Source organism: Microcystis sp. M109S1 (assembly GCF_020247025.1).
Lineage (GTDB): Bacteria > Cyanobacteriota > Cyanobacteriia > Cyanobacteriales > Microcystaceae > Microcystis.
The window spans coordinates 1-11,779 of record NZ_JADBRW010000166.1 but is presented as its reverse complement, the minus strand read 5'-3'; the positions used below and the strand labels follow the sequence as shown (position 1 = coordinate 11,779).

The 11,779-nt window shown below is 43.3% G+C and carries 10 protein-coding genes and 3 pseudogenes; 6 read left to right on the top strand and 7 right to left on the bottom strand.

Translation table 11 applies throughout. From position 1 onward, the window contains the following. From IM322_RS07930 to IM322_RS07915, 4 genes and pseudogenes are all read left to right on the top strand, one after another. A pseudogene (locus IM322_RS07930) lies at window positions 1-938 on the top strand (RNA-guided endonuclease InsQ/TnpB family protein); the annotation flags it as partial. Window positions 939-985: 47 nt separating this feature from the next. Continuing rightward, the gene (locus tag IM322_RS07925) at window positions 986-2,176 is read left to right on the top strand and encodes a glycosyltransferase family 4 protein (RefSeq protein ID WP_287676159.1); all 1,191 of its coding nucleotides are present in this window, start codon (window positions 986-988) and stop codon (window positions 2,174-2,176) included. 90 nt (window positions 2,177-2,266) lie between these two features. Continuing rightward, entirely contained in the window at window positions 2,267-2,884 is a 618-nt protein-coding gene (locus IM322_RS07920; protein ID WP_286825740.1) for a CP12 domain-containing protein, read from the top strand. Between the two features lie 312 nt (window positions 2,885-3,196). Then, a pseudogene (locus IM322_RS07915) lies at window positions 3,197-3,619 on the top strand (DUF1269 domain-containing protein); the annotation flags it as partial. Between the two features lie 168 nt (window positions 3,620-3,787). On the opposite strand, the pseudogene IM322_RS07910 reads toward IM322_RS07915, so the two are convergent. The 5 genes and pseudogenes from IM322_RS07910 to acs form a co-directional block, all read right to left on the bottom strand. Next, a pseudogene (locus IM322_RS07910) lies at window positions 3,788-4,012 on the bottom strand (DUF29 domain-containing protein); the annotation flags it as partial. A gap of 33 nt (window positions 4,013-4,045) precedes the next feature. Then, window positions 4,046-4,498, bottom strand: a complete 453-nt coding sequence (locus tag IM322_RS07905; protein ID WP_286825737.1) for an HNH endonuclease — start codon at window positions 4,496-4,498, stop codon at window positions 4,046-4,048. Continuing rightward, window positions 4,482-4,727, bottom strand: a complete 246-nt coding sequence (locus IM322_RS07900; RefSeq protein ID WP_286825736.1) for a hypothetical protein — start codon at window positions 4,725-4,727, stop codon at window positions 4,482-4,484. Before IM322_RS07900 ends, IM322_RS07905 begins: the two co-directional genes overlap by 17 nt. A gap of 87 nt (window positions 4,728-4,814) precedes the next feature. Continuing rightward, window positions 4,815-5,813, bottom strand: coding sequence for a PDDEXK family nuclease (locus IM322_RS07895; protein WP_287676157.1), 999 nt, complete (start codon window positions 5,811-5,813; stop codon window positions 4,815-4,817). Window positions 5,814-6,367: 554 nt separating this feature from the next. Continuing rightward, complete coding sequence (acs, locus tag IM322_RS07890; protein ID WP_287675750.1) at window positions 6,368-8,338, bottom strand: acetate--CoA ligase; 1,971 nt, start codon at window positions 8,336-8,338, stop codon at window positions 6,368-6,370. A 251-nt stretch (window positions 8,339-8,589) separates the two neighbouring features. On the opposite strand from acs, the gene psaC reads away from it, so the two are divergent. Beyond that, entirely contained in the window at window positions 8,590-8,835 is a 246-nt protein-coding gene (gene psaC, locus IM322_RS07885) for a photosystem I iron-sulfur center protein PsaC (protein WP_002764973.1), read from the top strand. Between the two features lie 307 nt (window positions 8,836-9,142). Here psaC and IM322_RS07880 read toward each other — a convergent pair whose 3' ends face one another. Continuing rightward, window positions 9,143-9,853, bottom strand: coding sequence for a Uma2 family endonuclease (locus IM322_RS07880; RefSeq protein ID WP_287675751.1), 711 nt, complete (start codon window positions 9,851-9,853; stop codon window positions 9,143-9,145). A gap of 75 nt (window positions 9,854-9,928) precedes the next feature. On the opposite strand from IM322_RS07880, the gene IM322_RS07875 reads away from it, so the two are divergent. Continuing rightward, on the top strand, window positions 9,929-10,657 hold the full coding sequence (locus IM322_RS07875) for an ABC transporter ATP-binding protein (RefSeq protein ID WP_287675752.1): 729 nt from the start codon (window positions 9,929-9,931) through the stop codon (window positions 10,655-10,657). Between the two features lie 2 nt (window positions 10,658-10,659). Here the strand turns inward: IM322_RS07875 and IM322_RS07870 are convergent, their stop codons facing one another. Further along, the gene (locus IM322_RS07870) at window positions 10,660-11,388 is read right to left on the bottom strand and encodes a class II glutamine amidotransferase (protein ID WP_287675753.1); all 729 of its coding nucleotides are present in this window, start codon (window positions 11,386-11,388) and stop codon (window positions 10,660-10,662) included. Between the last annotated feature and the right edge of the window lie 391 nt (window positions 11,389-11,779).

Here is an 11,779-nt window from a genome sequence, read left to right as displayed (position 1 = left end):
ATAAGCTATCTGATGATAGACGTAAAATCAGATTTACCGATGGATTTAAAGCAGGAGAATTTGATTTATGGTGTAGTTAAAAGACCTTAGTTTATTATTCAGAACAACAGATTAAACGGGTAAGAGTTGTTAGACGTGCCGATGGTTATTATTGCCAGTTTTTAATTGACGTAGAACGGCAAGAATACCATAAACCAACGGGACAAATAACAGGAATTGACTTAGGGTTAAAGGAATTTTATACCGATGCCCAAGGTAATACTGTAGAGAATCCACGTTATTTAAGCAAGTCAGAAAAACGACTTAAAAAAGCACAACGACGATTATCCAAAAAGTTTCGTCAAGGAAAGAAACAGTCTAAAAACTATCACAAGCAACGGATAAAAGTAGCTAGGCTTCATCTTAAAGTGTCAAGACAACGTAAAGACAAAGCAATTAAAGACGCTTTGGCGTTAGTCCAGTCTAATGCTCTGGTAGTCTATGAAGCTTTAAAGGTAAGAAACTTAGTCAAAAACCGTAAGCTGTCTAAGTCTATTTCTGATGCTTCTTGGTATCAATTCACCGAATGGTTTGAATTTTTTGCCAAGATTTATCGGATTGTTTGTGTTGCTGTTCCTCCCCATTTTACTAGCCAAGATTGTTCGGTTTGTGGAACAAGAGTTCAAAAAACATTAAGTACTAGAACTCATCAATGTCCTAATTGTCAAACAGTCTTAGATAGGGATCATAATGCAGCAATAAATATTCTAAAAAAAGGGTTACAATATTTGGGAAATCATCTCAACGGTACTGTTGGGCAAACAGAAACAGACCCAAACGCCTTGGGAGAGTCCGGTCTCTGGATTCTTAATGGAGACATTGAGAATCTAGGCTGTCTCGTTGAACAAGGAATTTCCGATAGTGATAGGTCAAGAATCCCCCGTCACAGCGTAGCTTGACGGTGGGAGTATGTCAACAGCTTAAATCAGGTCGAGGTTAGGGAAAAATGAGGATTTTAGTGTTAGCGTGGGAATTTCCACCGCGATTAGTGGGCGGTATCGCCCGTCATGTCGCTGAACTCTATCCCGAAATCGTCAAACTCGGTCATGAAGTCCATTTAATCACGATCGAATTCGGTCATGCCCCCAGTTACGAACTGGTCGAAGGCATTCACATCCACCGCGTCCCCGTACCCCCCGGCAATGACTTTTTCCATTGGGTGGTCAACATGAATAACAGCATGGGGCAACAGGGCGGCAAACTAATCGCCGAATACGGAAAATTTGACCTTGTTCATGCCCACGATTGGTTAGTAGGGGATGCGGCCATTGCCATGAAACATCTCTTTAAAATCCCCCTGATTGCCACTATTCACGCCACGGAATACGGACGTTATAACGGACTGCACACCGACACCCAACGCTATATCGGCAGCAAAGAGGGAACCCTCGTCTATAATGCTTGGCGCATTATCGTCTGTACCGGCTATATGCGTCATGAAGTCCATCGGGCTTTGGGCGCACCCTGGGATAAAATCGATGTGGTTTATAACGGTATTCGGGCCGAGAAAAAGCAAAGAGACCCTAACTTTGATTACCGAGCTTTTCGTCGTCAATATGCCCAAGATCACGAAAAAATCGTCTATTACGTCGGGCGTATGACCTTTGAAAAGGGGGTTTCGGTGTTACTCAACGCTGCCCCAAAAGTCCTCGTCCAGACCGAGGGTCAAACTAAATTTGTCATTATCGGTGGCGGCAATACCGACAAACTCAAACAACAGGCCTGGCATCTCGGTATCTGGCATCATTGTTATTTTACGGGCTTTATGTCCGATGAAAACCTCGATCGCTTCCAAACCGTGGCCGATTGTGCCGTTTTTCCCAGTCTTTACGAACCTTTTGGTATTGTCGCCTTGGAAAGTTTCGCCGCTAGGGTTCCCGTGGTAGTTTCCGATACCTGCGGTTTTCCCGAAGTTGTCCGTCATGGCCAAACGGGAATTGTCACCCGGGTCAATAATCCCGATTCCCTCGCTTGGGGCATTTTAGAGGTTTTAAATCATCCCGAATACGCTCAAAAATTAGTTAATCACGCCTACGAAGACCTAGAAAAACGCTTTCATTGGGCGAATTTAGCCCGTCAAACCGAGACAGTATATGGTTTGGTTGTCCAAGAACGACAACTGGTAGAATGGCGTTAATAGGGGATCAGTTTTTTGTCCGTCAGCCGTCAGCATTAGGGGTCAGTTTATATCCTAAAATAACAAAGGCACAACTTAACTTCTCTAACTATGACTATGAAAGCAGCTGAAATTATGACCACGGAGGTGGCCAAGATTAAAGGTTCTGAAACCGTTGCCAAAGCAGTACAATTGATGAGAGAAAAGAACATTAGAACTCTCATTGTTGATCGCCGTCACGATGAAGATGCTTACGGAATTATCACTGAAACCGATATTGTCTATAAAGTCGTCGCTTTCGGTCAAGATCCGCAAAAAGTGCGAGTCTATGAAGTGATGAGCAAACCCTGCATCGTGATTAATCCCGACCTCGGGGTTGAATATGTAGCTCGCTTATTTGCTAATACCGGTATTCGTTTCGCACCGGTAATTAAAGGTGATTTACTCGGTGTTATATCTGTTAGTGACATCCTCCATAAAGGTAACGCCGTCGAAAAGCCCCGCAGTTTTGATTTAGAAGCGGAGATTATCAAAGCTAGAGATATTGCCCGGGCAGTATGTGCTGAAAAAGGGGGAAATTCTCCCGATTGTGCCGCAGCTTGGGATGTTGTTGAGGAATTACAGGCAGAATTGGCACACCAACGCGCTAAAAAACCGGAAAAAACCTATTTTGAGGAATACTGTCAAGAAAATCCCGATGCTTTTGAAGCTCGTATTTATGACACCTAATCTCCATGGGTTTGAGGTATCGGAGAATACCTCAAACGTTTTAATCCGGCAAAAGTAGTGTATAAAGGTTTTATTTACTAATAATCGAGGAAAAACTATGGCTGATCTATTTGTCATCGCCTATGAGGACGAATTTAAAGCAGAAGAAGTTCGTTTAACTTTGGCTAAACTGCAACAGGAACATCTCATCGGGAGCATCTCACCTTTGTAACCCCTAAATCAGGTTTTTATGTCAAGCTATTTTGAAAGCCTTGCTAGAAACCAGTTTTATGGATAAGTATAATTACTCACTTGCATAAATGAGATGCTCCCCATCTCATCGAGTTAGAAGATGCTGCCGTAGTGGTTAAAAACAAAGATGGCCAGATTAAACTCAAGCAAGCGGTCAATTTAACGGCAGCAGGAGCCGCTAGTGGCAGTTTCTGGGGATTATTAATCGGAATGCTCTTTTTATCCCCTTTATTAGGGGCTGTCCTCGGTGCTGCTGGTGGCGCTTTGGGAGGTGCTTTAACTGATATCGGTGTGGATGACAATTTTATGCGGGAATTGGGAGAAACCATGCAGCCAGGTACATCTGCTCTCTTTGTTCTCGTCCAAAAAGTTACCCCCGATAAGGTCCTCGATGAAGTGGCCCCCTACGGAGGTAAAGTGTTACGCACTTCTTTGACCAAAACCGACGAAGCTGAATTACAGAAAATTCTCGACCAAAGAGGTGTTAAACCCGAAATCGTTTAGCATATTGAGCCATAAAAGCCAGAAAAAGGGAATATATTTCCCTTTTTGCTTTTTTAGGTAATTTATACTAAATCCCTTGAGTATAGGCTACATATCAGGACAGGCACTCATGCAAAAGGGGGAATAGATAATCAGTCTTTAATAACCGGATTTAGTATTATTTAACCTTCAATCCAGGCTATCACCGGGCAACCAATCTTCTATCACCTGCGCGATAGTATAGGGACAAAACTCGGGAAAAATGCTAAGGACTAAACCTGTTTGTCTGGCGGTTTCCCGACGCGCTCTGGTATATTCCTTGTCCAAAATTTGCGCGGGATAACTGCTTAAACTGGGACTATCCTCTAACTTACGACGAATTTGCGATCGCCCATCATTGATGAAATCCAACCAACGGTGAAGTTAACTGGCTGGCGACAACACTGCTTAGGCTTGGCATGGATCATCTGCTGGAGGATGCAATCCAGTTTGTGTCCAAAAACGTCTTGTTTCTCGAATGGAATCGTTTTCTGGATAACGGTTATCATTCAAATCAAGCCGAAGACAAGTTGCACGACCAATCGGCGTAGTTCCTTCTATAACAACGCCTTGACTTAGCCAAACGAAATGATCTTCCCACTTTTGTTTGCGAGGATTGAACATAGGAACAATCTCCTGAGTATCTGGATCAATGCCAGCTACAAAGTTGTATCGCCTCTCATTGCAACGACGACAGGCAAGTGCGAGATTATCAAGTTCATCAGAACCACCCAAAGATTTTGGAATGACATGATCAACGGTAAATCGATTAGCACTCAGTCGCTCCGGTGAATGACAATACTCACAGATGTATTTAGCCCGTTCTCGAATTGCTTGCTTAAGTTCATGACTGATTGACATTTTGAGCAGCAAGCATCGCATTAATATGGGTAAAAATTCGATCTAACTCCCCAATTGCATCTAACTCAGCAATTTCATCAGGAGTAATTTGATCAGTTTTTTTCTTTTCCAACAAGCTTTCCATTCGCAGTTGAAGGGATTCACTGAATTTGAATAAGCTCCAGTTACCCAGGTTTTCCAGCTGGATTTCATGAATTAGAGAAGATGGCTTGTTAAGAGTTGTAACCACTTGACCTCTATTGTGCTTTCTATAAAGAGAATAATCCTCGTGACCGATATATAGTATAACGCGCTCCAATCAAGGCCGGATAAGGTTTTACAGTTCTTCTATTTGATAGCCTTGGCTCTTGGCAATTTCAAGGATTGGACTAATGTTATCAATTCCCCACTGGTTGCAAACGGCAATGGTTTCGCCCTCTCCAGTTTTGAGTAATTGTTCCTCATTTAAGAAATAGCGTTTTGCGCCTCCTTTAGACTCTGCTTTTTCTAGCAGAGCTACAACACCAAAATTCCGACAAATCGCATCAGGAAAAACTTGACGTAATTGCTCAAAGGTTGTATTCGGGTGAGTCTGGAGATAATGAGCAACGATAGCCAGGACAAGCTGGCGCTTATTATAGTCTTTCCCAAGAAACTGATATTTTGTCTTGTCTTTGCTAGAACTGGCAGCAGCTCGTTGAGCCGATGCTTGCTCTCGCACTTTCACCTGATATTCCTCCGCTTCTGGCAAGGGGATTATCTGCTCAATATCAAGCAGAAGCTCTTCACCAAGTCTATAAGGCTGTAGACGAACGCAGCGAATATCACTATCGCGCTTATTGAGCCACATCACTGATGTAGTCAGTTCTTTAGAAAAATTAGCAGCGGCGAGGACGATTCTGACATCTTTGGGAAATTGTTCTTCCAAGGAATCACTCCAACCCAAAAAATTGAGGATTTCTTCTTCAGCGCTTTTATCAATGCAGCGTTTGTCTAGATATTGCTGGTGGATTTCAACAGCCCTTTTGAAGGTTAGTGTAGAAACCATAGCAGCGTAACGCAGCGCTTGCAATTCCATATGAGCGCCTGTTTCATCTCTTTTAAGTTCGACAACTACCAAATTTGCTTGCTTATCAATGCCGAGCAGGTCAATCCTTCTAGCTCCCTCAGTCCACTCTGAGAACTCTTCAGCAATAACCAATGTATCCGGAGAGATGACCGTAATTTTATCCCTTAACGCCGCTTGAAGATCATGACGCTCTTGAATCCCTTCTGCTCCAAACTGAGTGCTCTTAACCTCAGTAAGTTGCTTGTCCTTAAAAGTGTAGATGGGCATAGGCTCTACTAAAGATAGAAAACTGCTGCTATTGAGGGGCAGGACGAAAGCCAGCTAACTACATATTATACGAAAACTTTCTATATAACACTCTCTGGGGTAACGATGTGGGTCAACTTTCTGTATATCACCCTGTCATACAACATATATACTAATTTGTCAATAGGTAGTAATATTTAATCTGCTTATAGAACCTATTTGGTATCTCTCTTGTGACGCTTCACGGGTAAGAATTACAGGTATTTTGGCTAATTCGCTCTAATCCATACTGGGTAATGATTTTGGGAAAGATACCAAATGGACTCTATAGAGAAAGACATTGCTGCGATATTTGTCAATTGTTTTCGATCTAGAGCGAACTAATCAATTAAGTCTTTTGCCAGATAAGAATTTAGTCGATTTATGCCGCCCGATCGAACCATACCAAGTAACGAAGAACCGTTATAGCTTTGGTGCTTGAGCAAATACGTTCACCGAGAATCACTTTAGTTAGAGTGAGATAAGATTAACTCTTAATTCCTCACCCTAACTACTAGGAAAAACCGGCAATTAAATTACGCACCTTGCCGTAATTTATCCAAAACCGATCGATCTTCTAGAGTAGAAGTATCACCAGAAATCTCTTGACCTGATGCTAAAGTTCGCAAGAGACGACGCATAATTTTACCCGATCGCGTTTTTGGCAGCACATCGGTAAAACGGATTTCTCCCGGTCGAGCAATAATGCCAATTTCCTTGACAACGTGATCCTTTAATGCTTTCGCTAACTCCGGACTCGCTTCATAATGCCCCTCGAGAGTCACAAAAGCATAGACTTCTTCCCCTTTAATTTCATCCGGTCGTCCCACTACAGCCGCCTCCGCTACCGCGGGATGAGATACTAAAGCTGATTCGATCTCCATTGTCCCTAAACGGTGGCCAGAAACGCTCATCACGTCATCGACGCGCCCCATTACCCAGAAATAACCGTCTTCGTCCTGACGACTACCATCCCCGGCAAAATAGAGATATTGGCCATTTTTGGGGGCGATATGTTCCCAGTAGGTATTGCGGAAGCGATCGGGATTTTTATAGACTGTTCGCATCATACCGGGCCAGGGATATTTGACCACCAGATAACCCCCCTCATTCGCGTGGGTGGGATTGCCCTCTAAGTCCACCACTTCGGCCATAATACCGGGAAAAGGTAGGGTTGCTGACCCCGGTTTGGTGGCAATTGCCCCGGGTAAGGGAGTAATCATAATTCCCCCGGTTTCCGTTTGCCACCAAGTATCGACAATCGGACATTTTTCTTTACCGATAACTCGGTGATACCACATCCACGCTTCTGGGTTAATCGGTTCTCCCACAGTTCCCAGTAAGCGCAAAGAGGATAAATCCCGGCTATTGGGGATGTCTTCCCCCATTTTGATAAAAGCGCGGATAGCAGTGGGGGCAGTATAAAAGATATTAACGCGATATTTCTCAATTACATCCCAAAAACAGCCTAAATTAGAGGGACGGGGAACCCCTTCATACATTACCGTGGTTGCACCATTGGAGAGAGGTCCGTAAACGATATAACTATGGCCGGTAATCCAACCCACATCGGCAGTACACCAGTAAACATCGGTGTCTTTCAGGTCAAAAATCCATTTGCTGGTGATATGGGTGTAGAGATTATAACCGCCGGTGGTGTGGACGACTCCTTTCGGTTTGCCGGTGGAACCACTGGTGTAGAGGATAAATAACATATCTTCGCTATCCATCGGTTCGGCCGGACAATTAGCAGATACCTGTTTTTGTAGATCATGCCACCAGTAATCGCGATCAGCAACCATATTGATGGGTTCCTTGCTGCGCTGGACAACGAGAACTTTTTCCACACTGGGGGCACTATTATCGGCTAGAGCCAGATCTACCTGTTCCTTGAGGGCAACGACTTTATCCTTGCGGAAACCACCATCGGCAGTGATTACCACCTTAGCGGCCGCATCATTAAGACGATCGCGCAAAGCATCGGCACTAAATCCCCCAAAAACTACACTGTGGGGCGCGCCAATTCTGGCACAGGCTAACATGGCGATGGCTGCTTCGGGAATCATCGGCATATAAATTCCGACCACATCGCCTTTTTTTACGCCTAATTCCTTTAAAGCGTTGGCAAATTGGCACACTTCTCGGTGTAGCTGTTCGTAGGTAATGGTGCGGCTGTCTCCCGGTTCTCCTTCCCAAATAATGGCAGCTTTATTGCGTCTCCATGTCGTGAGATGTCTGTCAATACAGTTGTAACAAATATTAATCTTGCCGTTGACGAACCATTTAGCAAAGGGGGGCTGCCAGTCAAGAATCTCTGACCATTTTTCAAACCAATGTAATTCTTTTTCGGCTAATTGGGCCCAAAAAGCCGGGGGATCGGCCTTGGCTTTGGCGTAGAGTTGCTGGTATTCTTCAAAGCTTTTAATTGTGGCATTCTGAGCAAATTCGGCACTGGGAGGAAACAGCCGATTTTCCTGTAGGATCGATTCGATCGCTATTTCTGTCATACTGGCAAACGAAATAAATTATCTTGCGATCCAGATTACCTTTTTCGGTTCCCCCCGTAACCTTGGCAAGCAATTCTTTAAGGCTATTTTAGGATTACTCGATCCCCAACTAGCGATCGCCATTTGGCCCCAAGTGTTACAGAGTTTAAAGTTATGTCACCGATCGAGCGATGAACAGATCGCTGTAAGGTAAACTAACCGATAAACCCGAAATTTAACATGGAGAACACTCGGTAAGGAGTCATAATTCAATGTCTCATAGCGTTAAAATTTACGATACCTGTATCGGTTGCACCCAATGCGTTCGGGCTTGTCCCCTCGACGTGCTGGAAATGGTTCCCTGGGATGGCTGTAAAGCTGCCCAGATTGCCTCCTCCCCCCGCACTGAAGACTGTGTTGGTTGTAAACGTTGCGAAACGGCTTGTCCGACGGATTTCCTAAGTATTCGGGTTTATCTCGGAGCAGAAACCACCCGCAGTATGGGTCTAGCCTACTAGGCCCGGCAATCATTCTGTGTTTAATATTTAGCGAAAACTAATCTTGTTAAGAGGACTAACCTGTCCTCTTTTTTTGTTATACTCCCGTCGCTAGTTAGGCCGGGCTGAATAAATCTAAAAACCTTGTTGGATAAGGCTTTTAGACTTTTCCCCCCCAAAAAGTGCCGCCCCTTGGAGTGATTGGGAGGAAAATTCAGCTACTTTTTCCCTGAAAATTGGTAAAACCCATCCCCCATCCCCCATCCCCCATCCCCCAACCCCCAACCCCCAACCCCCAACCCCCACCGAAAAACTTTTTCAGCAAACCCTAGTTAGGTAATTCCCCAAAAAGTTGACGATATTTTTGCAGTTTTGCCTCCATTTCTACTAACTGCTGATTGGCCTGTTCTGCCCGTTGGCGTTCATTTTCAGCCCGTTGGCGTTCATTTTCAGCCCGTTGCTTTTCCTGTTCCAGTAGTTGATTAATTTCGCTGTAGGACGAGAATTGAGTACCATCAGGACGATAAATTTTTAACTCGTCGGTTAAGTCAAAACGAATGCCTAAACGGGGACTCACCCAATTATTAACCTCACTAACACTGTCTAAACTGTCACCAATTCGCTGCCAAGCTTCTAGACTATTATCATCGGGATTATAGACGTAGTATTCTTGGACTCCATAGCGATCATAAAATAGCAATTTTTTGGCCATTTCGATGGAGGTATTACTGGGAGAAAGAATCTCAAAGACGACTTGAGGAGCAAGATTATCTTCTTGCCATTGTTTGTAGGAACCTCGATCGCCTTTCGGTCTGCCAAATACTACCATCGTATCAGGAGCAGCGGCAATTTTCGGCTGGCCTTGCACGGGATACCATAACAGATCCCCCGCTACAAATACCTGGGGATCATCGATATATAACCAGTCGAGATTCTGCTTAATCGTTACTATCCAGTGAAATTGTTTAGTATTATCTGCCATCGGTTTACCGTCGCTCTCAGGATAGATAATCTCGGTTTTGTTAACTTGACTAACCATGGGGAATACCTGCCGAACTCATTGGGCTATTTTTATTATATAATAACTTTAAACTAAGTAAGGAAAAAACTCACCTTGATTTTAGAAATACAACAGGTTAATTTAGCGGTAAGACGAGGAAGTGCTTATCTATTAGAAGATATTACTTTTAGCGTCAAGCAAGGAGAAAATTTAGCTATTGTCGGAGCATCTGGGGCAGGAAAAACGACTATTTTGCGCTTGTTAAATCGTTTGCAAGAACCCAGCACGGGAAATATTTATTTTCAAGGTAAATCGATTAAGGAAATACCAGTTATTTCCCTGCGACAACAGATAGTTTTATTGCTCCAAGAATCGAAGTTATTAGGAATGACTGTTCGAGATGCCCTCGCTTATCCTTTGCAATTTAAAAAACTTACCCCTGCTGAAATTAATCAGAGAATTGACCGTTGGACATCCCTATTAAAAATTCCCGAACAGTGGTTTGAACGCGGGGAGTTAGAATTATCTTTAGGACAAAGACAATTGGTGGCAATTACCAGAGCCTTGCTGTTAGAACCGAGCATACTGTTATTAGATGAACCCACCTCTGCCCTGGATACAGGCACGGCCAGTAGGTTATTAGAAGTATTAAATAATCAAAGTTCAATGACGATAATTATGGTCAATCATCAACTGGATTTTTTAGAGGAATTTGCCGAGCGAGTCATTTATCTAGAAGCGGGAAAAATCAGGTCAGATTGCCTCGCCAATCAATTAGATTGGTTAGGGCTAAAAACTCAGTTAATTGATTTAGAAAAATCTCGACAAAGTGACCACTGGTAAGATTAACTTAAAATTGCTGCGCCCTGCTGAAAAACTAATAATTCTCCTGAATTAATCGCTGTCCAAACTTCATTATCAGTTAAGGGTGTAGTGGCAATAATTGCCACTTGATCGCCCGGACGAGCTAAAGCTTGAAAATCAACGCTCACATCTTCATCGATTAAATGAGCGGCGGCAAAGGGATACTGACGAATCAGATAACTTAATTTTGTCGAACAATGGGCAAAAAAATGTTCACCATCGGATAAAAGATAATTAAAAATTCCTTGACAAGCGATAGAGTTTGTGATAGTTTTTAGGACTTGATAAAGTTGTTCTAGGGAAGGTTTGCCCTGGGGAAAAGTCTCTCGCAGGGTATTAAGAATTAAACAGAAAGCTTTTTCTGAATCCGTGTCCCCAACTGGTTGATAAAAATCTCCCGCAGCCGGTGAGAAATTTTCTAAATGACCATTATGGGCAAAAACCCAATATTTTCCCCACAATTCACGCCGAAAAGGATGACAGTTTTCTAGTTTAATTTCTCCTTGGGTGGCTTTGCGAATATGGGCGATAACATTGGTAGAATGGATGGGATAGTTTTTAATTAATGCCGCAATGGGAGAAGCGATCGAGGGTTTAACATCAATAAAAGTTCGACAACCTAAACCCTCAAAAAAAGCGATTCCCCAACCGTCTCGATGTTCGTCGGTTTTTCCCCCCCGCGCACAAAATCCCTCGAAGGAAAAACAGATAAGCTAAACGGCGCTTAACCTGCATGATCCAATAGCTATAACCCTTTTGGAGTCTATATCGGTGATCCGAAGTAAAAGCCGTTTAGCTTATCCGTGGGGACATTACAATTCATGCCTAGAAGTTGATCGAAAATTTGGGTACAAGCCCCGCCATGCCCGCGCAGGGTCGGGCGGCTTTAAATAAATATGTATTGTCAACTTAAAGAATTTTGTGCTAAAATATTGATACTCAGTCAAGCAGTGTCAAAACGTTTGTACTAGAATACAAAGTTAAGCCAAAACCTAATCAGATAGAAGCCATTAATGAAGCAATACGGACAACCCAATTTGTTCGGAATAAAGTTCTGCGTTATTGGATGGATAATCAGGGTGTTGGCAAAACAGAGTTATT